This is a genomic window from Candidatus Rhabdochlamydia porcellionis (genome assembly GCF_015356815.2).
Lineage (GTDB): Bacteria > Chlamydiota > Chlamydiia > Chlamydiales > Rhabdochlamydiaceae > Rhabdochlamydia > Rhabdochlamydia porcellionis.
In genome coordinates, this window is record NZ_CP075585.1 from 977,176 (window position 1) to 1,003,739 (window position 26,564).

Genomic DNA, 26,564 nt, shown 5'->3' on the forward strand with positions numbered 1-26,564 from the left:
TTTGCAATCCTCTAGAATGATTTTGACTTTTTAATCCATTATTTTACGCTTATGCCCATTTTATGGCGCTATTTATTGCGCAATTACTTCCAGGTTTTCTTTCTTTGCGTAAGCGCATTTATTAGTGTGTTACTTGTGCTTCGTTTTCAAGAAATTGCTAGATTTATCACATCCGAATCTTCTTTTACCAAGATTACTCTATTCTCTCTATATCAAATCCCTTATATTTTGCCGATTGCTATTCCTATTTCTTGTCTGATCTCTTCCCTCTTGCTTTTTCAAAAGCTTAGCTATCATCAAGAAATTACAGCTCTGCGTACAATCGGTCTTAGCTTGCAAAAAATTGTAATCCCCATTTTAGCCTCAGGGTTTCTGCTGGTTTTATTCAATGCTATGATTGCTTTTGAATTAGCTCCTATTTGTCGCCGTAAAGCAAGAATGCTTATATACGAAACAGTAACTTCTAATCCTTTATTTATTTTACAAAAAGAAAGCCCTGTCAAACTTAAAAATATGTATATAGATCTGCAGGTCTCAAAAGGAGCTAAATCTGCAGAAGATGTTATTATTGCGATTAAAAATAGCTCTAGTAATCGCCTTAGTTTGTTTTCTTTCAAAAATCTCTCTTTGGTTAATGAAGAATTAGAAGGGAATGCCATCTCTTACATTTCTTCTTTTGATTCCAAACAAGAACAGGGTTTTGATCATCTTATGATTGAAAATCAAGACCATATGAAAATAAAAGCTATTCAGCTTGGTCAGTTTATGCAACACACCAACTGGTTATCTCATCACGATTACCTAACATTGCGTATGCTCTTAGCAAAAGAGAGCTTAGAAACACATTCTAAAATATCTAAGAAAATACTCATTGAAATAGTTAAACGGATTTCCATTGCTTTTGCCGCGTTTACCTTTACCTTGATTGGTACTTGCCTAGGTCTACAGATTGGTCGCAATCAATCCAAGAAAAAAATCTTATGGGCTATTTCTTTAGCAGCTTTTTTTATGCTATGTTTTATTATTGCTAAATCCATGTATCCTAATGCGCTTTTAGCTACCAGCCTATTACTCATCCCTCATCTTTTAATAGCTTGGGCTAGCTACAGACAGCTAAAATTGGTTTCCAAAGGAATTGAATAATGCATCTAAAAATCTGGCAACGCTATCTCATCCGAGAAATAGGTGGTTTTTTCTTTCTTTTTTTAGGCTGCTTTTACTTCTTCTATGCACTAATAGACTATTCTCTACATATGCAAAACTTTATGCAAGACACAAGAGTTACTTTTTCTCATATCTTTTTATATTATCTATTTGAGTTCATTAAAAGAGCTGACTTATTGATTCCTCTAGCTGTTTTAATTACTACGATAAAAGTGCTGTTTGCGCTCAATATAAAGGGGGAATTAGTAGCTCTAAGAGCTTCTGGTTTATCCTTAAAAGTGATTCTACGCCCTTTTTTTTATCTAGCTATTGCTCTGGCTCTTTTCAATTATATGAGTAATGAATGGATACTCCCTTCTAGTTTAACTTTTATCGATCGATTCCAAGAACAGCACTGGAAACCTTCTTCTAAAGATAGCCATCTTTATACATTATCTTTATCAGATCAATCTAAACTCATTTATCAGGCTAAAGATCCTCAAAAACAACTATTAACCGATGTGTTTTGGATCCGCAACGCTGACGAAATTTGGCGCATGAAATTTCTTTATTACGATCTAAAACAACCCACAGGTTTTTTTGTAGACCAACTTAAGCGAAATAACAAAGGACATTTTGAAAAAATGGAGTCTTTTGAAAAATATTCTTTTATTTTATTTAAAGGCCTTCTAGAAAATCACAAAACACCCCTTTCTTTAGAGAATCAAAAGATCAGCACTCTGTTTAAAAACTTACTTAAAAAGAGATTAAGCCCTTATGAATATCCTATAGCTCTTTCTTATTTTCTATTGAAAATTACTATGCCTCTTTTATCTTTATTAGTGGTTCTTGCCATTGCCCCTTTTTGTATAAGCCATAGTCGCTCTTTTCCTGTCTTTTTAACCTATGCTTTAGCTCTATTTGGATTTATCGCTTTTTTTACCCTGCTAGACGCAACGATCATTCTTAGCAAGAATGAAACCATCTCTGCTTTTTACGCAATCCTTATGCCTTTTTGCATTTGCTTTAGTTTATTTTCCTACCGATATTTTAAGAGAGTACAATGACCATTTCATATAAACTCAGATCCCTTTTTCTTTTACAAACCCTTCTAGCGCTTTTACTAACGAGTCTATTATGGCCTAGAGTAGCGATCTATTGGCAAAAATTAGACATTGCATTTTTTAAACTGATCAATCAATCTCTATTAAATAATCACTATTGGCAAGTGTTTTGGGCTTGTGCAAATCACAAATATGCAGACTGGGTAGAAGATCTATGTATATTGGCATTTTTCACTGTATGGATACAAAAATCTCCGTATTCTTTACGTAAAATACGTATTGCACAATTGCTCTTTTGCATTTTATATATCGCTTTTATCCTCTTCTTTGTTAATCGAATGCTTTTTCGTGATTTTATTTCCATACCAAGACCTAGTCCTTCTTTGATAGTTGAAAATAGCGTAATGCTATCAAAGGAACTGCCTTGGATGAAAATCAAAGATATATCTAAAACAAGCTTTCCAGGGGACCATGCCACAACAGCTTTACTTTTTGCTGCCAGTTTTTCTTATTTAGCTGGTTGGCGCTTTGCTATTGCAGCTTGGCTCTATGCTGGCTTTCTTTGTATGCCTAGGTTAATTACAGGTGCTCATTGGCTCTCTGATGTGATTGTAGGTAGCGGTGGAATTACTTTATTTTTCTTAAGCATTGCCTTTTGCACCCCACTAGCCTATAGCATAAGCTCTTATTTTGTACGTATATTTAATGGAAAGCAAATAGAAAATAACTAAATCTAACTTCATCTTTTTAGAGTTTTAATCTACTCTAAAGATTAAGTAAATCATTGGATAATCTATGCACCCCTATCAAAGACTCATTAAGCTCTCTAAACAAATAACTCATCTCTCTTCTATTACCTATCTACTCGAATGGGATCAAGAAATCTATATGCCACTAGATGGCATTGAATATCGCCCTGAGCAAGTTGCTCTTCTTTCTGGCTTAGTTCATCAAAAAAAAACAAGCAAAGCCTTTGCAAAAGGTTTAGATTCTTTAATTGATTTGGATACAAAAGAAATCAAAGATCCTCATCTAACCCCTCTACAAATAATCGCCTTACAGAAATGGCGTAGAGATTATCTGCTAGCAGCTAAAATCCCTTCTTCTTTTGTCAAAAAATTTGCCAATGTGACATCTAAAGCAGTTCATGTATGGCAGACGGCAAAAGGACACAATAACTTTAAACTGTTTCTTCCTCATCTACAGAAAGTAATTTCTCTTTGCCGGTTAAAAGCGGATATTATCGGTTATCAAGAGCATCCTTATGATGCTCTATTAGACACTTATGAGCCAGACGCTAAAACCTCTGATCTAACACATATATTTAGCCAATTAAAACTACCTTTAAAACAATTACTCAAAGAAATATCTATTAAACCACTTGTAGAAAATGATTTTCTTTATCAGCTATGCCCTAAACATATACAGCTAGAGTTTGCTCATTTGATTTTGGGAAAAATGGGATTCTCTCTTTCTTCTTCTCGTTTAGATTGTTCTCTGCATCCTTTTTGTACAGGCCTGCAACCTAAAGATACCCGTATGACTGTAGCGGTAAACCCAGAAAACATCTTAGGTACCATTAGCGCAACACTACATGAAGGAGGTCATGGCCTGTACCATATGGGTCTTGCTGCTGAGCATTATGGAACTCCTCTTGCTGAATCACTCTCTTTAGGGATTGATGAAAGCCAATCCCGTTTTTGGGAAACCTTAATTGGTCAAAACAGACATTTTTGGCAGTATTTTTTCCCCATATTACAACAAAAGCTTCCTAAACAATTTGGATTGATTACTTTAGATCAGTTCTATAGAGCCATTAATAGTGTAAAACCTCATTTTATACGAATCGAAACCGATGAGATTAGCTACAATCTACACATTTTACTGCGTTTTGAAATAGAAAAACAACTCATCGAAGGATCTTTATCAGTTAAAGATATCCCCGAAGCTTGGAATGAGCGCATGCGTGATTATCTAGGCCTTGATCCAAAGCTCGATAGCCAAGGTTGCTTGCAAGACATCCACTGGTCTTTGGGAATGATCGGATACTTTCCTACATATGCTTTGGGTAATCTTTATGCAGCGCAATTCTTCTCCCAATTCAAAAAAGATCAACCTGATTGGGAAACGCAAGTAGAGCAAGGAAATCTTTCACCTATTCGTACTTGGTTACAGACCCATATTCATCAATTTGGAAGACAATATACACAAGAAGAGCTCTGTCAAAAAATTACAGATTCTGCTCTTTCAGAAAAACCTTTTATTGATTACTTACAAAAAAAATACAGTACTCTCTATCAATTAGATTCTTAAAATAATTTTTAAGCAATTGCAATGATAGGGAATCGTTTTTTGATCTCATATAAAGTGGGTTCTAAAAATTCCATGAATAGATCTAAAGACTGGTTTACCAATTCGTTAATTTTACCTATGTTTTTTTGTAAATTTTGAGCGGGTTTCTTAGTCTTTTTGCTAATATATTCATCGGAAATATCTAATAATGAATAGGCTTGAACTAAAGATTCTTTATAAATATAGTGTAATTTAGAATTATTTTTTGTAGTATGTAAATAATGATGACTAATGTTTAAATTAACATTTTTAAGATGAGAAAGAATATATTCATCCTCTCTTTTATAAAAATTAGCGACTAGATTGAAAAGCTTTATTAAATCATGCTGATGATTATCTTCTCCACTTTCTAAAAGAATCACTGCTCTAAAGAGATGTTTAAATAATTTATCTACATTTGTAATCATTTCGATAAGTATTATAATTTTTTTCAATAAAAAAAGAGATTTTTTACCGTCTATAGAAACCGAATTGCTCACAGAAAATGCCATTTTTCCCTTAGACAAGCATTAATATAGATATAAAACACTAATAGCTGCTTGTATAGTTTAATTTAAAAAATATAATTATTAAATAATATAATAGTTATATAAATTTATGATAAATAAATAACAATATTAACTAAATATTGAATATATTTATTAATAAAAAATGACTTTAAGACATAAGAAAGCAAGAAAGTGACTTTATATTAAATTTAAGCTTATAAGATATAAATACTTAAAAATTTGTGCTATTTTTATATGTGATGCGAACAGGAATTTCTTGGAGAGACTTGCCAGAATTTTATGGCTCTTGACACAAGATTTATACCCGTTTTAAACATTAAAACAAGAAAAGAGAGGAGGAAGTCCTCTACGATTAAAAATCAGCATAAAATGAAAAAGATATTCTTATTTGGTAGGAAAGAGAATCAAATGGCTCTTCAGGGATTAAAAATGTTACGAAAATGTGCCTTTAGCGCGTAAGGTGAGTAAATAAGTAGTAACTTTAATGATATCAATATGACTAGCTATTTTCTTAGAAAAAGATCTCGTTTTTTGAGCTAATCTTAGATATCTTTGCCTGATCGTACAGTTAAATCTTTAAATATAACTTATTTTTTCAAATCCTTTTCTAATAGATCTAGGCTGTTTTCAAGGGATAATTTCAGAATAAGCTTGTAGTGCTTTTTTTAAAAGCAATGAGCAATTTAGTCGCTAAAGCTTCTTTAGTGAAAAGAGATATTTATTGAGTTTCTGTGTTCATTACTTAGATAAAAAAGGGCTTTAAATAATAAAGCCCTAAAAAACAAAAAGAGAGAACTAACGTTTTGAGAACTGAAAGCGCTTACGAGCTCCTGGTTGTCCATACTTCTTACGCTCTCTTTTACGAGAATCACGGGTTAAAAAACCTAGGCTTTTTAATGCTTGGCGATTGTTTATATTTTGCTCAACTAAAGCTCTAGAAATACCCAACCTAGATGCAATCACCTGACCTTCAATACCACCACCTTTTACACGGATGATAAGATCATAGCTCTCAGGATTATCCACCTCGTTTAAAGGTGATAAAATGGTTGTTCTTTGTAGAGCCAAAGGAAAGTACTCTTCAAATTTTTTTCCATTTACTTCTACCTTTCCAGTACCGGGACGTAGACGAATAGAAGAAACCGCTGTTTTTCTTCTGCCAGTTCCAATAAATTCTTGTTCTTTCATAAGTCCCTATTAGATGTTAATGGATTGTGGAGATTGTGCATGCATATCGTGCTCCTCTTTTGCATAAATACGCAACTTTTTCATCTGAGCTTCTGCAAGCCTAGTTTTTGGCATCATTCCCTTAATCGCTTTTAAAATAATATATTCAGGTTTTCGATCAAGCATAACACGATAAGGAATTTCTCGCATCCCGCTCATAGCCCCCGTGTGATAGCGATAAATTTTTTGAGCATCTTTTGAACCAGTAACCACAATTTTACTTGCATTAACAACAATGACGCCATCTCCTGTATCGATATTAGGAGTAAAATCTGTCTTATGCTTTCCTCTTAAAATTTTAGTTACTTCGCTAGCAAATCTTCCTAAAGTTTTACCTGACGCATCTAGTTTAAGCCATTTGCGATGAAGGCGAGCATCCTCTTTAGTGACAAAAAATGTTTTATCTTGTTTTGGGTTCATCTACAAGCCTTTAAAAGAGTTTTAAGTTTATTTATTAAAGAAACGATAGTTTACTTATCTGTTCTTTTTTTGCCAAGAACTTAAGATTTTTGCTTGAGTATAGTCTTGCTAAAAGCATCTTTTTAAGCTAGACTCCTCTTAATTTTTAAGTTCAAAGAAGATCCTTATGCGTAAACAACAAGTAAAAACTTTTTTTGTAAAGACCTATGGATGCCAAATGAACGAACTTGATACAGAAATCATGGTTGGTCTTTTGGAAAAAAGAGGATTAAAACGCGTACTAGAAGAGGATCGAGCAGATCTTTTTATCGCTAACACGTGCTCTATTCGTGATCTATCTGAACGTAAGGCCTTTGGCAAGATAGGTCGGATGGGGAAAAATTTTTTAGAAAGACCTGTAATTGGTATTACGGGTTGCATGGCAATGGCTAAAAAAGATTCTTTATTTCGCAAACTTCCGCATGTAGATTTCGTATTAGGTACGAATAATATTAACGATTTAAACGAAGTGCTAGATGAAGTTTTGCTAACAGGCAAGAAAACTATCCGAACTGTGGATCAATTCGAAGAAAACCTAGATTATTTAACAGCAAAAAGAGACGACCCTATCAAAGCCTTTATCTCCATTATTCGAGGATGTGATAAGTTTTGCACCTATTGTGTTGTTCCTTATACACGAGGACAAGAGGTTTCTCGTCATCCTGATCAAATTATTGAAGAATGTAAGCTTCTTGTGGAAAAAGGGTATAAAGAAATTACATTACTTGGCCAAAACGTCAACAGCTATGGTAAGGATAAAGCAGAATGGGGTTATTTATTCCACGATTTGCTCTATCGTTTAGATCAAATACAAGGCTTGCAACGTATTCGTTTTATGACATCACATCCTGTAGATATCACTGTTGAGCTTATGCAAGCTATCCGAGATCTTCCTTCTGTATGTGAATTTGTACATTTCCCTATTCAAGCTGGATCTAATCGCATTTTGAAAAAAATGCATCGCATTTACACTTTGGAAACCTACTTAGAAAAAGTAGCTTTATTAAAAAAAATTGTCCCTAATGTCTCGCTTGGCACAGATATCATTGTCGGTTTCCCTACAGAAACGGAGCAAGAGTTTCAGCAAACCTATGATATCTTGAAGAAAATTCGTTACAGCGTAGCTTTCATTTTTTCTTACAGCGCCCGCAAAGGAACCCCTGCATTTCGTTGGAAAGACGATATTCCAGAAGAAGTAAAACAAGAGCGCCTACAACGCCTTCTGCAGCTACATGAGCAAATCTGTGCAGAACAAAGACAAGAATTGCTAGGTTCTTATATGGAAGTGCTGGTAGAAAAACCCACTAAAGATAAATGCCTCAAAGGGCGCAGCAGATGTTGGAAAAGTGTGGTTTTTACAGGAAATGCTTCTTTAGTAGGTTCTTTGCAAACCGTAAAAATTACCGGATTTAGCAATCAAACGCTGCTTGGAGAACTTAGCTCCTCATTTAAGTGCTTTTAGCCATTAACAAACCTGCTAATGCCCAACCGATAACTAGATCTAAACAAGTTATCAGAGTATAAATTGTAGAAAAGTGCCACCAATTCCAAGCAGGTAATATGCCTAGAATTGCTACTAGTAACCCAATCATTGCCACAAAAAGTACCTTTTCTAAAAAACGCAAACCCTGTGTTTGTAAAAGCATCCAAGATATCACTGCTGCTGCTAAAATATAGGAACATAAAGAGATCATTAAGGTTTCAACCCCCATTTTTTGCATCTTTCCTAATTTTATAGAAGCAAATATAAAAGGGCCTGTCTTTAAGATTTCTTCTGCTTTTCTAATCTCTTTAGTAGGGGTATTGTTAGAATAATGACTCGTATTAGGTAAAATATACACTCCGCTCTCTAAAGCATTTTCTTTGATAACCTTTGCTACTTCTGCTTCATCTGTAAACTGATAATAGGCCTGGGCATGCCAAGGGAAAATCATCCAAGAGAGCATACTCCAAATAAAAACAGTTACTCCTCCAATCAAAGCACCTTTAATGAGTTTTTTATACATCTTCTCTCCTATAGCAGATTTTTAAAAGCCTGTTCATTTAATACATGGACTTTGTATTCTTGTGCTTTGGCCAATTTAGATCCTGGATCTTCGCCTATTAAAAGATAATCGGTATTGCGACTAACAGAGTTTGTTACCCTACCTCCTCTTTCTTTAATGAGAAGAGTAGCATCTGTTCTACTATATTCTTTTAAAGTACCGGTTAACACAAATATTTTATTAGCAAAACAGTGATTTTCAACCTGAATTGTTTGCACCGATTGAGGTTTTACACCAGCTTTGAGTAAAGCCTTTACCTCTTGTAAATGATTTGGATCTTTAAAATATTCAATAACAGCAATAGCCGTTTTTTCTCCAATTCCTTGAATTTTCTGCAATTCATCCACACGCATTTCTAAAAGCCTATCGATTGTCCTAGCTGTTTGTGCAAGCAATTCGGCAGAGCCTTCTCCTACATATTTAATCCCCAAAGCTAAAATAAACCGATCTAAACTTATATGGCGAGATTTATCAATGCTATTTAGCAAGTTTTGAATCGATTTTTCCTTAAATCCTTCTAGTTGAGCTAAATCTTCCTTAGTCAATTGATAGAGATCAGCTGCACTTCGAATCAATTTTTTTTCGATGAGTTGTTTGGTTACCTTGTCCCCTAAATGTTCAATATTCATAGCATCTTTACTTGCAAAAAAGAAAATTTTACGCATAACTTGTTCAGGGCAGTTTTTGGTATTAGGACAACGCATGGCAACTTTACCTTCATAGTGTACTACTTTGCTACCACAACTTGGGCAAAAGTGCGGCATATTCCAAGGAGTTGAGGATTTTATGCGTCTTTTTAAGTTAACTTGCAGCACTTTAGGAATTACATCGCCTCCTTTCTCAATAATTACATAATCTTTAATGCGAATGTCTTTTCTTTCTATTTCTTCTCGATTATGCAGTGTAGCCCGAGCAATTGTGCTACCAGCTAATAATACAGGCTCTAATTCAGCTACTGGGGTTAATACTCCTGTCCTACCTACTTGCACAGTAATATCTCTAATTCTTGTTTCAGCCTGCTCAGGAGCAAATTTATAAGCAATTGCCCATCTAGGACTTTTCCCTGTAACACCGAGCTCTGCGTGATCTTTTAATAGATCCATTTTCACCACAATCCCATCGATATCAAACGCAAGATGATGTCTTTTTTTCTCAATCTGTTTTGCAAAATCCATAATCTCATTTGCTGTATGGCAACGCTTGATATATACATCAGAAAAACTAGGAAGACCTAAAGATTTTAAATAGTGATGACAATCGTATTGAGATGTACAAGGAGCCTCTGCTTCATTAGCAAAAGCATAAAACACAGCGCTTAGAGAACGTTTAGCTACTTGATTTGCATCAAGTAGCTTTAAAGACCCTGCTGCTGCATTTCTTGAATTTGCCCATAACTCATCTCCTACAGCCAACTTGGATTGATTGAGCTTTTGAAAAACCTTATGCAACATAAACACTTCTCCTCTAACCTCTATTCTCTCTTTTGTCTTTATACAAAGAGGAATAGAGCGAATAGCTCTAATATTTGCTGTAATATCATCACCTACTTTGCCGTCTCCTCGAGTGAGAGCTTGTAACAATTTACCATTTTCATAACAGGCAGTTATCGCTACCCCATCCATTTTCATCTCTGTACAAAACTGCAAACTTTGAGAACCTAGCCATTTTTGCATGCGTTTAATAAAATCTTCGACTTCTTCTTGTGAATAGGTGTTGCTTAAGGAAAGCATGGGGGTTGTATGTTTTATTTGAGTAAACCCCTTAGAAGGCTGGTCTGTCAAACGCTGGGTAGGAGAGGAGGGATCGACCCACTCTGGATGGATTTTCTCCATTTCTTCTATTTTTTTTACTAATTGATCATATTCATAATCTGAGATAACAGGTTTTGCTTCGAGAAAATAGAGTTGATCGTGTTTATGGATCTCTTCTATAAATTGCATGTATTGTTTATGCGTAAAAGAAACTTGTTTAGAAGACAAATTGCACCTCAAAAATCATTGTTGCAAGTGGAGAGAGTTGAAATTGTACACCGATTGGATTTTTTTGCGGATTATTCATGATTTCTATGGAAGAGTTTAGTTTACCAGAACCACCGTACTCCTCTTTATCTGTATTAAATACTTCTGTTATTTGCACAACATTTGGCAAAGGAATTACATAATTAGGTATATAATTAGCACTAAAATTATGCACACAAAATAAAAGCTGCTGCTTAGCTTTTCTTAAATAGCTAATACAACAATTCTGTTGGTCTGAAAAATCTATCCACTCAAACCCTTTAGAATCAAAATCCCACTGCCATAATGCGAAATTTTTCTGATAAAAAGCATTCATTTGTTGAAAAAATCTCTGAAGCATTTGGTGTCTTTCATACGCTAAAAGCCCCCAAGAGAGCTCTTCTTGAGAGTTCCATTCTTTCCACATACCTAACTCTATCCCCATAAAAACCAACTTTTTTCCTGGGTGACAGATTTGATAACTATAGAACAGACGTACATTTGCAAATTTTTTCCAGTCATCCCCTGGCATTTTAGACAATAGATGAGCTTTGCCATGAACAACCTCATCATGAGACAAAGGAAGAATAAATTTCTCAGAAAAAGCATATAGTAAACTAAACGTAAGTATATTTTGATGATAACTGCGAAAAAGAGGATCTTTAGAAAAATACTGCAAACTATCATTCATCCAACCCATATTCCATTTAAGGTCAAAACCAAGACCGCCTTTTTCTAAAGAATGGGTTACACCGGTAAAGGAGGTAGATTCCTCAGCACACATCAATGCAAAAGGGAATAATTGATGCACAATGGAGTTAAGATGTTTGATAAACTCAATGGCAGCTAAATTTTCTCTACCTCCATACGCATTAGGAAGCCATTCACCAGCTTCTCTTCCATAATCTAAATAAAGCATAGAAGCTACTGCATCTACTCGAAAGCCATCAACATGCATTTTATCAAGCCAAAAAAGAGCGCTTGCGATCAGAAAATTCGACACTTCAAATCTACCATAATTAAAAATACAGGTACTCCACTGAGGGTGATATCCTTGACGTATATCTTTATGTTCATATAAACACGTTCCATCAAAGAGATGCAAAGAATGACTATCTAGAGGAAAATGCGCTGGAACCCAATCTAAAATGATTCCAATATTTTGCTGGTGTAGATAATCTACAAAATATTGGAAATCTTCGGGAGTTCCAAATCGACTAGTCGGGGCAAAAAAACCCGTTACTTGATATCCCCATGATTCATCAAGAGGATATTCTGTAATGGGGAGAAGTTCTACATGAGAAAATCTCATCTGATTGCAATATTGAGCTAACTCAAAAGCAATCTCTCTATAATTGAGATAATTCCCTTCCTTTTTTTTCCAGGATCCAAGGTGGACCTCATAGATATTCAAAGGGTAACTATCTCTATTGCGTTTTAGTTGTTTTTCTCGCCAAACCAAATCGTGCCATTCATATCGATCAACATCAAATACAATAGAAGCATTAGCAGGTCTTAACTCACAATAGTTTGCATAAGGATCTGTTTTAAGGAATACCTCTTTATCGGTATGAATTTCAAACTTGTATTTTTGATAATTACCAATCCCTGGAATAAACAACTCCCAAATGCCCCCATAACTACGCATGGGATTAATACGACCATCCCAATGATTAAAATCGCCTACCAAAGAAACCCATTTTGCATTGGGAGCCCAAACTGTAAATTTCACTCCTGCAATTCCTTGATGCGTGATTACTTTCCCTCCCATAATTTCATAGAGACGATAATGTACCCCTTGAGCAAACAAATGTTTATCTAACTCGCCAAAAATAGGTTCAAAGGCGTAAGGATCATTTGCTAACAAACCATTTTGGTGATAAATACGATAGTCTCTAAACTCTGTTTTTTCAGGGACTTCACATTCAAATAACCCCTCATTCTCCACTTTTCTAGCTTGAACAATTGCACCAAATACCTCTAAATAAATATTCTCTGCTCCAGGACGCCAAAGACGAATCACTCTTTTACCATTATCGCTTAGATGTAAACCTAATACATCATGGGGACTAGAATGGATCTTTTCTTGAAAGTAATCTAAAAACACACAAATCTCTCCTAATTACTATCTTACAATATAGTATTTCTTCACTCTAATTATAAGAAGCCGATAATATGAGGAAATTTTCATATTATTATTTCTACAAACTATCTACTTTTAATAACAACCACTTACGAATCCTACTTGAGCAATCGATTTCAAAAAATCTACTCTAATAACTGAGAGGATAAGAAAAGTGAGCTTTAAATAAAAATTTAACTTTAGTGGAGTGAGAGATTAGGCTAAAGGTTATTAAATCAAATGCCTATTTTTAACGAAAAAACAGAGAACTTTTAGTAAAAAAATGTTATCTTTAGAACTACCAAAATGCGAGTTTTTAAGTATAAGATCATATAAGAATAAGGGCAAAAAAATTTTAGCAATGAGGTTTTATTATGACATTAAAAGTAAAGGCTATTAATGTAGAACCTGAACAACCCCTTTCAAGAACTGCTCCTGAAATGTCTTCTTTGCCACAAGAGCTTTTCGAGAAAATTTTTTCCTACTTGAATCAGAGTGATTTACAAGCTATTGCATCTGTGAACAGCGTAATGAAGAAACATGTAATAGTAGCAGCTAGCTTTAGTGAACCCTTCTCCATAAAGAATTTCATCCAACTTCTAAATCAACATTTAAATGTAAAAAAATTCCATGCTCAAAGAAATTTACTTATAAAGATTTTTCAAAACATAATCCCTCAGGAACATGCAAACTTACTATTGCTGAAAACCTATATTTTAGATCTGAAAAACCAATTGATCAACATAATAAAAACGTTGGACGTGCAAACAATAAACAACCTAAGAGCTCACATACGACCTCCTAAGTTTATGAAAGATATTTTTGAGTTATCTGCAATCGAAAAACACATAGACAAAACGAATTCTATCTCAAATAAAACTACCAGAGAGGATATTCTTTATAGCATTGCTAATACTTTAGCACAGACTGGTAGCATTGACAGAGCTATTGAAATTGCTATGTCGATTTCTAATGAACCACTCAAAGAGAGTTCTCTTTGTGGTATTTCTACTATTTTAGCACAAACTAATAAAATTAACAGAGCTATTGAAATTGCTATGTCGATTTCTAACGAGTACATCAGAGGTATTTCTCTTTATAGTATTTCTAACGCTTTAGCACAAACCGGTAGCGTTGACAGAGCTATTGAAATTGCTATGTCGATTTCTAATGAGTACATCGGAGGTATTTCTCTTTATGGTATTTCTAACGCTTTAGCACAAACCGGTAGCGTTGACAGAGCTATTGAAATTGCTATGTCGATTCCTAATGAGCACATCAAAGAGATTGCTCTTTGTGGTATTTCTAACTCTTCAACACAAGCTGGCATCATTGACAGAACTATTGAAATTGCTATGTCGATTCCTAATGAGCACATCAAAGAGATTATTCTTTATAACATTCCTCGCGTTTTAGCACACACTGGTAGCATTGACAGAGCTATTGAAATTGCTATGTCGATTCCTAATGGGCACACCAAAGAGATTGCTCTTTATAATGTTTCTAGCATTTTAGCATCCACTAATAACATTGACAGAGCTATTGAAATTGCTATGTCGATTTCTAATGAACAATTCAAAGAGGCTGCTCTTTATGATGCTTCTAACATTTTAGCATCCACTAATAACATTGACAGAGCTATTGAAATTGCTATGTCGATCTCTAATGAGAACACTAGAAACAAGACTCTTTGGAATGTTTCTAAAACTTTAACTCAGACTAACAACATTGACAGAGCTATCGATGTTGCCATGTCGATTCCTAATCAGGACATGAGAGAGCTTGCTCTTCGGGATATCTCCAAAACTTTAGTACAAACTGAAAATATTGACAGAGCTATCGCGATCGCTATGTCGATTTCTAATGAGGACGCTAGAGGGCTTGCTCTTCAAGATATCTCCGAAGTTTTAGCTCGGGCTGACAGCATTGACAGAGCTATCGAGGTTGCTATGCTGATTTCTAATGAGAATCTACAAAATAGAGCCCTTTATAATATTTCTAGCGCTTTAGCACAGGCTGACAGCATTGACAGAGCTACCAATGTTGCTATGCTGATTTCTAATGAGGACGTCAGAGGGCTTGCTTTTCAGGATATTTCTAATGCTTTAGTTCAGGCTGGAAACATTGAAAGCTCTATCGAGATCGCTAGGTCGATTTTTAATGAGGATATTAGCTGGGATGCTCTTCGGGATATCTCTGAAGTTTTAGCTCAGGCTGGAAATATTGACAGAGCTATCGAGGTCGCTAGGTTGATTTTTAATGAGAATATTAGCTGGGATGCTTTTCGGGATATCTCCGAAGTTTTAGCTCGAGCTGGAAATATTGACAGAGCTATCGAGGTCGCTAGGTTGATTTTTAATGAGGATATTAGCTGGGATGCTTTTCGGGATATCTCTGAAGTTTTAGCTCAGACTGGAAATATTGACAGAGCTATCGAGGTCGCTAGGTCGATTTCTAATGAGAATACTAGCTGGGGAGCTCTTCGAGGTATCTCCGAAACATTAGCACAAGCTGAAAACATTGAAGGCGCTATCGAGGTCGCTAGGTCGATTTCTGATAAGGAAATCAGAAGGATTACTTTTTATAGTATTTCCGAAAAATTAGTACAGGCCGGAAATATTGATAAGGCTATCAATGCTGCTATGTCGATTTCTAACGAGAATATCAAAGAACTTGTTCTTTATAGTATTTCTAAAGCTTTAGCTCATGCTAATAATGCTAGCAAAGCTATCGAGGTCGCTATGTCGATCTCTAGCGAGAGTAATAGATGGAATGCCCTTTATGGTGTTTCTAAAGCTTTAGCACAGGTTGGAAACATTGACAAAGCTATCGATGCTGCTATGTTGAGTCCTAACGAGAAAGCCAAAATATTTGCTCTTTATGGTATTTCTAGCCCTTTAAAACAGGCTAACCGCATTAACAAAGCTATCGATGTTGCTGCATTGATTCCTAACCAGGGTATCAGGACACTTGTTCTTTACGCTATTTCTAAAGCTTTAGTACAGGTTGAAAACATTGACAAAGCTATCGAAGTTGTTATATCGATTCCTAGAGAGAAGACTAGAAACGAGGCTTTTTGGGATATTTCCGAAACTCTAGTACAGGCTGGAAACTTTGACAAAGCTATCGAAGTTGTTATGTTGATTCCTAGAGAGAAGACTAGAAGCAAGGTTCTTTGGAATATTTCTGAAACTTTAACTCAGAATAACAACATTGAGAGAGCAATCGAGGTCGCTATGTTGATTCCTAATGAGAACAATAGAAACGAGGCTCTTTGGGATATTTCCGAAGCTCTAGCACAGGCTGGAAACTTTGACAGAGCTATCGATGTTGCTATTTCGATCTCTAATGAGAACACTAGAAGCGAGGCTCTTTGGGGTGTTTCTGATACTTTAACTCAGAATAACAACATTGAAGGAGCTATTGATGCTGCTATGTCGATCTCTGATGAGAAGATTAAAGGGTTTGCTTTTTGTGATATTTCTAAAGCTTTAGCACAGAGTAACAACATTGACAGAGCTGTCGATGTTGTTATGTCGATCTCTAATGAAGAGATCAGAGGACTTATTCTTTATGGTATTTCTAATGCTTTAGTTCAGGTTGGAAACATTGACAAAGCTATCGATGCTGCTATGTTGATCTCTAATGAAGACATCAGAGGGATTGTCCTCCATGGTATTTCCAAAATCTCTGTGCAAACTAACAATATTGACAGAACTGCTGAGGTCACTATGTTGATTTCTAATGAGGACACTGATGAAGATGCTCTTTGTGGGATTTCTAACGCTTTAGCAAAGCTATAGAAATTGCTACGTATAGATGCAGCCAACTTTTTTCAAAATAGTTTAACCAAGCCTTTACATGAACAAAAGAGTGGATTTGTAAAATTCCCTCTTTTGTCACTTGTAGCTTTTGCCTCTCGTCTTTTTTGTGCACTCTTAAACGATAGCTAGAAATTTCCTTGGGGAGTTGATATACAACAGGTCTTGTATAGTAGTTTAATTTGATTTCCTATTAGCCCAATATTTGCAGCATTTACTCTAAGGCTTTCTTCGTTAATTCTACTAATTTTTCCTTAAATTTATCTCCAGCAATAACATCCTGCTCACTTTCTCCTCCCGTACATTCCGTTCTCTTCTTTTGCGCAGCTTCAAATTCTGTAGGATATCTATTTTTAAGAGCTTCTATCCACTTATCATTATCAACAAGAAATGTAAAACATTCTTCTTTATTTTCTCGCTTTTTTAAAACATGTTCTTCAGCATTACTTAGATCTTCAGGGCTTAATCCACTACAAGAAAAAAAAAGCATTTCTGTAATATCTATAGGGATTTCTAATTTTTCTCTAAGTTGAACCGGATACCCAAGATAGACTTCAATCTCATCCAAAGCAGATGAAGCAGAAACTTTATCACGAGCAATCTCTTCTAATATTTTAATAGTCCATGGACCTTTAATCAGAAAGTCAGCAAGTTCTTTCATTTTCTCAAGTGCAATATTTGCAATTTTATGAGCAATGTCTAAGTGTAAAACAGATAAGGCTATTCTATCTCCACAGGTTCCTGTTGCATCTTGAATAAGAGTAAAAAAAACCTCATAAAATTCTTTATTTTTATTTGCTTGATTTAAACAACTTATAATTTTATTAGCAAATTCTTTTTGTAAGACCCCTCCTTTTTGAAAATTAGCAGTAGTAAATAATCGATGCAACCAAGAGCGTAACTCTTCTGTCTCTTCAAGAAGAGAAAACTCTATAGGAGATCTACCAGTGATTTGATACAACTCTATTAAAGACTCTTTAATAGACCTTTCCCGTGAGAGGATTCTAAGAAAGGGACCTCTATACTCAGGATCAGAAACAGTCTCATATATCCCTTCTAAAGTCTCTTGAGAAAGTTCATCTATTGTGAAGGTTATTATGCAGTCTGATGATAATCCTAACATCTGATCAGGTAACTCAGATAAATCCAAATTGTCACTAAGATCCAAACTAATTAAGGTCTGCAAATCACCAATAAATCCTGGTAAAGAGCTAAGTTGATTGGATCCAAGGTGCAAATGTGTCAATGCTTGCAACTGGTTAAGAGATCTTGGCAACTCTCTAATCTGATTATCTGAGAGATCTAAGTCTATCAAAGATTCCAGACCACCGATACACTCTGGTAAAGAGCTAAGTTGATTGGATCCAAGGTGTAAATGTGTCAATGCTTGCAACTGATTAAGAGATCTTGGCAACTCTCTAATCTGATTATCTGAGAGATCTAAGCCTGCCAAAGATTTCAGGCCACCGATACACTCTGGTAAAGAGCTAAGTTGATTGGATTCAAGATCCAGGTATACTAGTGCTTGCAACTGACCAAAGGATTTTGGCAACTCTCTAATCTGATTATCTGAGAGATCTAAATTTGCCAAAGATTTCAGGCTACCGATACACTCTGGTAAATAGCTAATCTGATTATCTGAGAGATCTAAATTTGCCAAAGACTTCAGACTACCGATACACTCTGGTAAAGAGCTAAGTTGATTAGATGCAAGGTTCAAGTGTGTCAACGCTTGCAACTGGTTAAAAAATCTTGGCAACTCTCCAAAATGTTCTAGATTATTTGAAAAAAGTGTAAAACGAAAAACATCAGGAAGAGAAGTTAATCTTAAATTATACAGCGAAAGGCACTTTTTTTCTTGACTAGAAACAAAAAAGTTCAAGATCCTTCTTCGAGCTTCAATCCGGCTTGGAAATTCTAAACCTGAAGCTCCTTTTACCCATTGATCTAAGACTGCTTCAAATGAAGCATTATGTAAATTTAACTTTGAAGTAATCCATCTTATTTTGACTACAGTTGCTGCTTTATTTTTATCCCAAATATCTATGATTTTTCTTATAGAGAAACCAGAATACTTATAATTAATGGAAAAGCAAGGAAAAGCTAAAGCAACTAATGAAAACAAATCTATTGACCGAACAGATTTAAAAGACATTATTAGAAATGATTGTTGTAAAAATTTATTAATTGAACGAGTTAACATACCATTTACCTACCCCTAACAAAAAACTAGGATTAGTACACTTTTTTAAAGATGTTTTAGTGCTAAATGCAGAAAAAATAGTTTACCTTATAAATAAGCAAAGCTTAATGCGTACCTATTATCGTATATAATTTTTGATTTACAAGAATAAAAATTCAAAAACGAAAAAAAGCACTAAATGGAAAAACTAGCAATTCCTTCTGTAAGCATTTTTCCTATGTTTTATTTTATCAAAGAATATTAAGGAATATGTGAAAGCATTCTTTTTATTGAAACGACAGTGTTAATAACCTGTTATATCTACAGAAATAAAGAGGAAGCGTAGAGTTTCTAAAAAAGAAAAATACTTATAATAAAACTGATGATTAGAAATAAATTACTTATTGAATCAGAGAGGAATCAATCAATGATTTAAGAAAAAAACATTTCTCTCCTGGTTCGAATCTCATTGAAAAATGAGAGCCTCTTTTTTTAAGAAGAGGATGAAAAAAAGCTTTCTTCTTGTGCTCAATTCTTTATGATGCAATAAATAACATCTCAGTGATTACCAAAAACAATACTTTCCATTCAAGAATAGTATTCCATGCCAATAAGAAACAAAGAGAAAAATAGATTTTTTCTTGATAAAAATCTAACCTCATCATACTTGAGCATACCTTTTTTCCTACTACATTTCGCTTAATGTGAGTTATAAATTTAATTAAAATAATTAATGCAAATTAACTGTAATTATAAAACGACATATATTGTATGGAATGCATTAAAAAGTTTAAAAGGTTATTATTATGCTTATTCAAGAAAAACATGTTTTACAATCTTCTGTATCCGCTATTAAAAATTTTCAAGATTCTATTTTACATAAATCTGAATTATCATTTGAGTTGAAAGAGGTTAAAATTGGGATTAATAAAATCAGTAAGATCTTCTATACTTCTATTGACTTCTCACCTTTAGTAAATTTTATTAATAAAGGAGATATTGAATTTGAATTTTTACTACATTGTGCCGAGCAAGATGAAGAACAAAAAGAAACACCAAAACCTATAGCACCTCTTAAAGAGAAAGTTGCATATAACCTACATCATAATCCATGCTGCTCGTCTCAAGAAAAAGCTACTTTAGCTATAAACTATAATTTTTTGAACACAAAGGATGTAATTCTGAAAACCTCAAATACTAACAACTCTATTATTACTGAGCACGCTTACGCAAAACCAATAAAAAATGCGTCTATGGAAGATATGCAAAATGGCAAAAACCTTACTAAAAATCCTTATAGTCTTCGTAGAAGCAAAAGAATTGCTAAGCGTAAACTTACTGTTGAAGAAAGCTCTTCTAGCTTTATAGAAAAACCTTTACCTAAAAAACAAAAAGCTTCTTTCTATCATTTAAACTACTAGTTATAGCTAAACCGTTCACTTTTCAAAACAGTCTAACCCAAGCTTTTAAGTGAGTAAGAGCGGGATTTACAAAATCCCCTCTTTTGTCACTTGCAGCTTTTGTCCTGATCTTTTTTGTGTACTTTTAAACGACAACTTGAAATATCCCAAGTAGCTGAGCTTACAATAGGTCTTGTATTACTTATCTGAATAAACATGCGACGCAGTCTTTTCTTAGACCATTCTATATCTATCCGATCTAACTGAATCAATCTACCATAGTGTAGCCCTTGGAGAAACACAAGATAATAGACCTTCTATTCTAAGTGACAAAAAAAATCGATTAAAACTGCGGTTTTTTATGCATGTAAAAGACTAAAGATTACTTTAAAAAAAAGACGCCCTTCTATCAAGAAAGAGATGATGAGAAAAGAGAGTAGAGGAAATTGCTGAAGAAGATCGAGTTTATGTCGATGAAAGTGGGATTAATGAATATCTTCAAAGGAAGAATGCGAGAGCACCCAGAGGGGAAAAAGCGTATGGTCTGTATCAGGAAATCGTTATCACAGAGAAAGTTTTATAGCAGTTAAGAATCGATCAAATATTTTAGCACCCTTTTGTTATACAGGAACATGTAATACCCAGTTGTTTAACATGTGGCTCGAACAAATACTCATCCCTGAGCTAAAACCTGGACAAGTAGTTATTTTGGATAATGCGAGTTTTCATAAGTCCAAAGAGAGTTTAGAAATCATTAAAAGAGCTAGATGCGAAGTATTATTTTTGCCTCCCTATTCTCCTGATTTGAATCCTATCGAAAAGTTTTGGGCACATTTTAAGAAAAGAGTAAAAGAAGCCTTAACCTGATATTCAAACCTTGCAGAAGCTATTGATCAATCTTTTTTACAAGTGTGTAGTTAATGGAATTTTTAAATTCAAATCACTATACCATAAAGAAATCTCCTCAGAAAACACTAGCTCCTCTTAAAGATTTCCAGACAGATGGTCCTATTCAAGCCAGCCTCCTCGGGAATGAAGTAATCAGTAATATGTAATCAACTCTTTTCAAAACAGTCTAACCAAACTTTTAAGTGAGCAAAAGAGGGGATTTGCAAAATCCCCTCTTTTGTCACTTGCAGTTTTTGTCCCTGATCTTTTTTGTGTACTCTTAAACGACAACTCGAAATGTCCTTAGGAAGCTGACATACAATAGGTCTTGTATTACTTGTCTGAATAAACATGCGACGCAGTCTTTTCTTAGACCATTCTATATCTATCCGATCTAACTTTGTCGTTTGCAGTTGAATAATTCTACCACAGTGTAGTTCGGGAGGAACACAAGGTAAAATGGAAAAGAAGTGCTCCTCTTCTACAAAAAAGAGCCTTCTTAGTAGTTTAGCACTTTGTAAAAGAAGAGCTGTTGCAGGTAATACCTTATCTTCTACATCAAGGATGCCTTGATAATCACTATCAAACAAGCGAGGAACAAACACCCCTTCAAAAGCGGCTAAGAATACATTTTTAAAGCAATTGATGATTTGTAGTTTTTCTTTTTTTTCAATGGCAGTCTGGCATTTATGAATGAGAGAGAACATTCCTTGATCATTATCTTCATAAGCAATAGGAGAAACCCATTGCGCAAGAGCAAGCCAAAAAGGAAATAGTTCTTGTAGATTAAATCGTCTTTGCATCAATTCCCAATCTTGGGCTTTATGAACACCTAAGTGTAATCTTTCTCGCAGGCCTTGGGATTCTTTTAATAACAATGGCACAGGAATAGCCAATGCTTGTTTTGGTTTTAACTGCGATAATGTGGATCCGTATTGCAATTGCAAAATAGAAGAGGTTTTTTCACAAAGCAGTAGTAATTCTGAATCTTTATAGAAAAGAGAATAACGCATATATCCATCTAAAGTCCTACCAAACACACAAATTGAACCGATTTCTAAATCCAACTCCGCTGTAAATGAATGAATAGGTCCTCTAATAAAAAGACGTATTTCTATGGGCTCTATACGATTCTCTAAATCAATAAATCGCAATAGAGTGGGAAATAGCTCTACTTTAAAATGGCTATTAGGTAAAAGAAAAATACTCCCCATTTTATGAGAGAAAGGACGCATACGATGCGCAATAGTGATATTCATACAATCCTTCCCAAGAGACCTTCAGGAGTGTTTTCATATAGTTGCATCTCTACAAGATCATTAGATTTAAGACCTTTATCTTGACTAATTACTTGCAGAAAATTTTCTGTATGGCCACTGGAGACATCTTCTGCTTTCTCTATTAATACAGGAAGAATAGATCCCACATATTTTTCTCTTAAAAAATACGCATGTTCTTCTGCTAAGCGCAAAACCTGTTGTTTTCTTATGCTAACAACTGCTGGATCTACTCGGTTGGGATAAAGAGCTGCTCTTGTCCGTGGGCGTGGACTATAGGGAAACATATGTACTTTTGCAAAACGTACGTAATCCATCACAGCTAGCGTATCTTGAAAATCTAGTTCGCTTTCACCTGGGAAACCAACTATGATATCGGTTGTAAAGGTAAAATCAGGGTTTGCTTTGCGTAATCTATCTATTGTTTCTAGAAAAACCTCTCTGGTATATTTACGATTCATGCGTTTTAAAATGGTATTTGATCCTGATTGTAGAACAACATGCATAGAAGCACAGGTGTGCTTTGAGCGTAAAACAGCATCTGCTAAATCCTCATCTACTTCATCGGGATCAATCGAAGAAATACGTAGCCTTTGTATTCCTTCTATTGCATCTACTTGCTTAACCAGATCTGCTAAACGAATTTGCTTAGACTCAAAATCACCAATATTAATCCCTGTTAAAACAATTTCTTTATATCCATTGGCAATTAATCCCTTTACCTCTTGCAAAATCTCTGTTATATCTCGAGAACGAGAACGTCCTCGTACATAAGGAATGATACAATACGTGCAAAAGGAATTACATCCATCTTGGACTTTAACAAAGGCTCGGGTACGGGCTTCAAATTGACAGATTTTAAATTCCGGCATCTCTTGTTCTGGGAATACATAAGAGAGAAGATTTTCCTTGTCTTTATTGGGCACAACACAATCTATCTCATCCATGGCCTGCAAGGCCTTTTTTGCGCTTTCCACAAGGCATCCCGTAACAACAATCTTTGCATCAGGGTATTTGCGATGTAAATGACGAATTTGATAGCGGCTGGAGCTATCTGCTGACTCTGTAACGGTGCAAGTATTCACAATGCATAAATCTACCTGCTCTGCTTCTTTGGCCTCTCTATAGCCTAAGGTAAGCAATTGATCTTGATAAGCCTGTGATTCGTATTGATTAGTACGACAGCCTAAAGTGACAACTTTAAATTTTTTTTTCTGGTTCATAGTGGATAAAATTATACTAAAATAAGCCTAAAAATAGATAGAAATAAAGAAAAGATAGTGATCTTTTAAAAAAGATTAATATTTTGAAAAACTATTCATAATACCTTGTTCTTTCAAAGAAACAAAACGATCTCTACCTATAATCAAATGGTCATCAATCTCAATACCCATGATCTGGCCAGATTGCATAAGAACTTTTGTCAATTCAATATCAGCATGAGATGGAGTGGGATCTCCACTGGGGTGATTATGAGCTAAAATCATACTATGAGCCTTATAACGCACAGCAGGATAAAATACTTCCCTTGGGTGGATCAATACCTGAGATAACGTTCCAACCGCTACCTGTTCTCTGTGAATTAAAAACCCACGCACATCTCGCAGAATGACTAATAAAATTTCTTGAGAATAATGACCAATTTCTCCTTTTGCTAGAAGATAAGCCTCTTCCACAGATTGAATAGAGTATTTTTTTAAAGACTGAGGGCGACGACATTTTAATGCAATACCAAAAACCGCTTTTAGCTGAATTGCTTTAGCAAGTCCTATTCCTTTGAGTTCCATAAGCTCAATTACAGAAGCATCTAAAAGATATTCAAGACTACCAAATCGCATAATGAGTTCTTCTGATAAACTTAAAACCGATTTGCCTCGCGTTCCACTGCTTAAAACAATAGCTATGAGCTCTGCTAAAGAAAGAGAATCAATTCCATCTCGTAATAAACGCTCTCTTGGCCTCTCCTCTACTGGAATTGCTTTTAAAGTCATAGATTAGCCTAGTAAAAACGATTGCAGACGATGTTCTAAGGAAGCTGGTATTTCTAATTTCATTATAACATCATTTTCTTCATACTCACATTCAAGAACCCTTCCTAAACGCATCAATTCGCTAACAAGCGCATAATGGCTTTGTGGGATTTTGATTCGAACTGTTTTGCGTAAAAGAGCAATTTCGCGCATCATGCTATCGAGTAAGAGTTCAAAGCCCTCTCCTGTTTGAGCACAAATAGGCACAGTTTTCTGATATAAAATCCGAAATTTGGCTAATGTAGAAGAATTGGGACATAGATCGATTTTATTCAACACGGTAATAATTGGTTTATCTTTAGCTCCGAGCTCTTTTAAAACAACTAGAGTCTCCTCCGCTTGAGAAAAAGCCATTGGATGACTTACATCGATCAGATGCAATAAAATATCCGTGTGAATAGCCTCTTCTAGTGTACTGCGAAAAGCTGCAACGAGTGTATGTGGAATCTTGCGAATGAATCCAACAGTATCGATTAATAAAATCGATTGTTTATTAGGCAAAACAAATTTACGAGTTGTGGTATCAAGAGTTGCAAATAACTTATCCTCTACTAAAATATCAGCTTGCGTTAGCGCTCTAAGAAGGGTGGATTTACCTACATTTGTATAACCTACTATGGCAAATGTCGGTATTTGCGTGCGCATTCTCAAACCTCTCTGCGTATGGCGCTGCTTAGCTACTTGGTCGATTTCTTGCTTTAGCGAACCGATTTGACGCCGTAGAATCCGTCTATCAATTTCCAGCTGCTTTTCTCCTTCGCCTTTTAAATAAGCTCCACCTCCAGTACTTTGACGAGAAAGATGGGTCCATAAACGCTTCAAGCGAGGCATCTGATATCTTGTTTTAGCAAGCTCAATTTGCAGACGCGCTTCTCTAGTTTGTGCTCTTTGTGCAAACACTTCAATAATTAACTCTGTGCGATCAATTACAGATTTTTTTAACTGCTTTTCTAAATTACGCTGTTGATGAGGACTAATCTCATCATCAAATACAACTACATCAGCGTTTAAATCTATCACCATTTGGGCTAGCTCTTCTACTTTACCTTTACTTAAGTAAGTTGCAGCATCTACTTTACGTAACATGCAGGCAAATGTAGCAACAACTTGCCAACCATAGGTGTCACAAAGACGTTCTAACTCACTTAAATAATCAATACAAAAACCTTTTTGTTGGCTATGAGAATAAACCCCTACAAGAATCGCTCTATGTAAATTTTTTAACTCAAGTGATGCTAGGTCAATTGTCATATATATCCTTTTTAGGTATTGTAAAAAAAATAACCATACCATCATAGGCAAGCTCAAATCCAGAAGGAAGCTTTATTTTACCATGTTCAAAATCATGAGATAAATGGGTGAAATACGTTTTTTTAGCTCCTATAAGCATAGAGAATTCAATGGCTTCTTCTATCCCAAAGTGCACCTCTGTAGCCTCTTTTTTATGCACACTTATCGTAAGGGTTTCTACTCCAATTAGCATGTCTATTACTTGATTAGAGTAATACCTTATATCAGACACATAGGCAAAATTCCCTACACGAAAACCCGTTACTTGTATTCCTGCGTGCAGATAAGAAAAGAAAGCCCATTGAATCCCTTGAAAAAAAATGGAGCCAAATTCTTGAGGAAGCACACAAAAATCGAGCTGAGCTGTTACACTTTTTTTATTGTCAGTGGGTTGGAATAAATAGGGATAGCGTTGCTTTAATTCTTTAAAAGTTAACTCGGATAACAAACAAGGCGTTTTAGATTTATGCAAAAAATAATACGCTCTTAAATCATCCAATCCAGCAATGTGATCTGAATGAGCATGAGAGATCAATACACCATTTATTTTTTCAATCCCTAACCGTAAAGCTTGCATACGAAAATCAGGACCTACATCAATCACAAAATTCTTATCCGATACTTGTATCAAACCAGAAGGACGCATCCGCTTATCTAACTGATTAAGGGAATCACATGTCGTACAATGACAACCAATCACAGGAGTTCCCATAGATCCTCCGGTTCCCATAAATACAAATTGCGCTTGTATGCTCATA

Annotated in this window: 23 protein-coding genes; 10 read left to right on the forward strand and 13 right to left on the reverse strand. The window is 35.0% G+C overall.

What is annotated here, in order from left to right; all coding sequences use genetic code 11:
- Positions 1-51 precede the first annotated feature (51 nt).
- From RHAB15C_RS04515 to RHAB15C_RS04530, 4 genes are all read left to right on the forward strand, one after another.
- Complete coding sequence (locus RHAB15C_RS04515; RefSeq protein WP_194845323.1) at positions 52-1,143, forward strand: LptF/LptG family permease; 1,092 nt, start codon at positions 52-54, stop codon at positions 1,141-1,143.
- A complete protein-coding gene (locus RHAB15C_RS04520; RefSeq protein WP_194845322.1) occupies positions 1,143-2,210 on the forward strand; it encodes an LptF/LptG family permease in 1,068 nt (355 codons plus the stop codon). Before RHAB15C_RS04515 ends, RHAB15C_RS04520 begins: the two co-directional genes overlap by 1 nt.
- Positions 2,207-2,938 carry a phosphatase PAP2 family protein gene (locus RHAB15C_RS04525; protein ID WP_194845321.1) on the forward strand — a complete coding sequence of 244 codons (732 nt, stop codon included), beginning with the start codon at positions 2,207-2,209 and terminating at the stop codon, positions 2,936-2,938. Before RHAB15C_RS04520 ends, RHAB15C_RS04525 begins: the two co-directional genes overlap by 4 nt.
- Positions 2,939-3,002: 64 nt before the next feature.
- On the forward strand, positions 3,003-4,520 hold the full coding sequence (locus RHAB15C_RS04530) for a carboxypeptidase M32 (RefSeq protein WP_194845320.1): 1,518 nt from the start codon (positions 3,003-3,005) through the stop codon (positions 4,518-4,520).
- An 8-nt stretch (positions 4,521-4,528) separates the two neighbouring features.
- Here RHAB15C_RS04530 and RHAB15C_RS04535 read toward each other — a convergent pair whose 3' ends face one another.
- The 3 genes from RHAB15C_RS04535 to rplM form a co-directional block, all read right to left on the reverse strand.
- The gene (locus RHAB15C_RS04535; RefSeq protein ID WP_194845319.1) at positions 4,529-5,050 is read right to left on the reverse strand and encodes a hypothetical protein; all 522 of its coding nucleotides are present in this window, start codon (positions 5,048-5,050) and stop codon (positions 4,529-4,531) included.
- Between the two features lie 813 nt (positions 5,051-5,863).
- Positions 5,864-6,256, reverse strand: coding sequence for a 30S ribosomal protein S9 (gene rpsI, locus RHAB15C_RS04540; RefSeq protein WP_194845318.1), 393 nt, complete (start codon positions 6,254-6,256; stop codon positions 5,864-5,866).
- Between the two features lie 9 nt (positions 6,257-6,265).
- Positions 6,266-6,715, reverse strand: a complete 450-nt coding sequence (gene rplM, locus RHAB15C_RS04545; protein WP_194845317.1) for a 50S ribosomal protein L13 — start codon at positions 6,713-6,715, stop codon at positions 6,266-6,268.
- 166 nt (positions 6,716-6,881) lie between these two features.
- Between rplM and miaB the strand changes: the two genes are divergently transcribed.
- The gene (miaB, locus tag RHAB15C_RS04550; RefSeq protein WP_194845316.1) at positions 6,882-8,216 is read left to right on the forward strand and encodes a tRNA (N6-isopentenyl adenosine(37)-C2)-methylthiotransferase MiaB; all 1,335 of its coding nucleotides are present in this window, start codon (positions 6,882-6,884) and stop codon (positions 8,214-8,216) included.
- Here the strand turns inward: miaB and RHAB15C_RS04555 are convergent.
- From RHAB15C_RS04555 to glgB, 3 genes are read right to left on the reverse strand one after another with little or no spacing between them, the layout of a single operon-like run.
- The gene (locus tag RHAB15C_RS04555) at positions 8,203-8,760 is read right to left on the reverse strand and encodes a hypothetical protein (RefSeq protein ID WP_194845315.1); all 558 of its coding nucleotides are present in this window, start codon (positions 8,758-8,760) and stop codon (positions 8,203-8,205) included. The two genes, miaB and RHAB15C_RS04555, sit on opposite strands and share 14 nt — an antisense overlap.
- Before the next feature lie 8 nt (positions 8,761-8,768).
- Positions 8,769-10,778, reverse strand: a complete 2,010-nt coding sequence (gene ligA / locus RHAB15C_RS04560; protein WP_246587528.1) for an NAD-dependent DNA ligase LigA — start codon at positions 10,776-10,778, stop codon at positions 8,769-8,771.
- Entirely contained in the window at positions 10,768-12,903 is a 2,136-nt protein-coding gene (gene glgB / locus RHAB15C_RS04565; protein ID WP_246587530.1) for a 1,4-alpha-glucan branching protein GlgB, read from the reverse strand. Before glgB ends, ligA begins: the two co-directional genes overlap by 11 nt.
- A gap of 389 nt (positions 12,904-13,292) precedes the next feature.
- Here glgB and RHAB15C_RS04570 point away from each other — a divergent pair, with 389 nt between their 5' ends.
- The gene (locus tag RHAB15C_RS04570; RefSeq protein ID WP_194845314.1) at positions 13,293-16,721 is read left to right on the forward strand and encodes a hypothetical protein; all 3,429 of its coding nucleotides are present in this window, start codon (positions 13,293-13,295) and stop codon (positions 16,719-16,721) included.
- A 232-nt stretch (positions 16,722-16,953) separates the two neighbouring features.
- On the opposite strand, the gene RHAB15C_RS04575 is transcribed toward RHAB15C_RS04570, so the two are convergent.
- A complete protein-coding gene (locus RHAB15C_RS04575) occupies positions 16,954-18,942 on the reverse strand; it encodes an NEL-type E3 ubiquitin ligase domain-containing protein (RefSeq protein WP_194845313.1) in 1,989 nt (662 codons plus the stop codon).
- A gap of 785 nt (positions 18,943-19,727) precedes the next feature.
- Here RHAB15C_RS04575 and RHAB15C_RS04580 point away from each other — a divergent pair.
- Entirely contained in the window at positions 19,728-20,342 is a 615-nt protein-coding gene (locus RHAB15C_RS04580) for a hypothetical protein (protein WP_194845312.1), read from the forward strand.
- Between the two features lie 86 nt (positions 20,343-20,428).
- Here RHAB15C_RS04580 and RHAB15C_RS04585 read toward each other — a convergent pair whose 3' ends face one another.
- Positions 20,429-20,623, reverse strand: a complete 195-nt coding sequence (locus RHAB15C_RS04585) for a hypothetical protein (RefSeq protein ID WP_194845311.1) — start codon at positions 20,621-20,623, stop codon at positions 20,429-20,431.
- A 40-nt stretch (positions 20,624-20,663) separates the two neighbouring features.
- Between RHAB15C_RS04585 and RHAB15C_RS07455 the strand changes: the two genes are divergently transcribed.
- From RHAB15C_RS07455 to RHAB15C_RS04595, 3 genes are read left to right on the forward strand one after another with little or no spacing between them, the layout of a single operon-like run.
- Positions 20,664-20,774, forward strand: a complete 111-nt coding sequence (locus RHAB15C_RS07455) for an IS630 transposase-related protein (protein ID WP_194845358.1) — start codon at positions 20,664-20,666, stop codon at positions 20,772-20,774.
- Positions 20,768-20,911 (forward strand): hypothetical protein, encoded by a 144-nt coding sequence (locus RHAB15C_RS07265; RefSeq protein ID WP_246587532.1) that lies wholly within the window; start codon positions 20,768-20,770, stop codon positions 20,909-20,911. Before RHAB15C_RS07455 ends, RHAB15C_RS07265 begins: the two co-directional genes overlap by 7 nt.
- Entirely contained in the window at positions 20,901-21,188 is a 288-nt protein-coding gene (locus RHAB15C_RS04595) for a transposase (RefSeq protein WP_338140403.1), read from the forward strand. Before RHAB15C_RS07265 ends, RHAB15C_RS04595 begins: the two co-directional genes overlap by 11 nt.
- 188 nt (positions 21,189-21,376) lie before the next feature.
- On the opposite strand, the gene RHAB15C_RS04600 is transcribed toward RHAB15C_RS04595, so the two are convergent.
- The 5 genes from RHAB15C_RS04600 to RHAB15C_RS04620 all read right to left on the reverse strand — a co-directional run bounded on the left by RHAB15C_RS04600 (position 21,377) and on the right by RHAB15C_RS04620 (position 26,563).
- The gene (locus tag RHAB15C_RS04600) at positions 21,377-22,468 is read right to left on the reverse strand and encodes a hypothetical protein (RefSeq protein WP_194845079.1); all 1,092 of its coding nucleotides are present in this window, start codon (positions 22,466-22,468) and stop codon (positions 21,377-21,379) included.
- Positions 22,465-23,709 carry a tRNA (N(6)-L-threonylcarbamoyladenosine(37)-C(2))-methylthiotransferase MtaB gene (gene mtaB / locus RHAB15C_RS04605; protein WP_194845080.1) on the reverse strand — a complete coding sequence of 415 codons (1,245 nt, stop codon included), beginning with the start codon at positions 23,707-23,709 and terminating at the stop codon, positions 22,465-22,467. Before mtaB ends, RHAB15C_RS04600 begins: the two co-directional genes overlap by 4 nt.
- Before the next feature lie 75 nt (positions 23,710-23,784).
- Positions 23,785-24,477 (reverse strand): RadC family protein, encoded by a 693-nt coding sequence (gene radC, locus RHAB15C_RS04610; RefSeq protein ID WP_194845081.1) that lies wholly within the window; start codon positions 24,475-24,477, stop codon positions 23,785-23,787.
- A gap of 3 nt (positions 24,478-24,480) precedes the next feature.
- On the reverse strand, positions 24,481-25,767 hold the full coding sequence (gene hflX / locus RHAB15C_RS04615; protein ID WP_194845082.1) for a GTPase HflX: 1,287 nt from the start codon (positions 25,765-25,767) through the stop codon (positions 24,481-24,483).
- Positions 25,757-26,563 carry an MBL fold metallo-hydrolase gene (locus RHAB15C_RS04620; RefSeq protein ID WP_194845083.1) on the reverse strand — a complete coding sequence of 269 codons (807 nt, stop codon included), beginning with the start codon at positions 26,561-26,563 and terminating at the stop codon, positions 25,757-25,759. The genes hflX and RHAB15C_RS04620 overlap by 11 nt, the downstream gene beginning before the upstream one ends.
- Position 26,564: the final 1 nt, after the last annotated feature.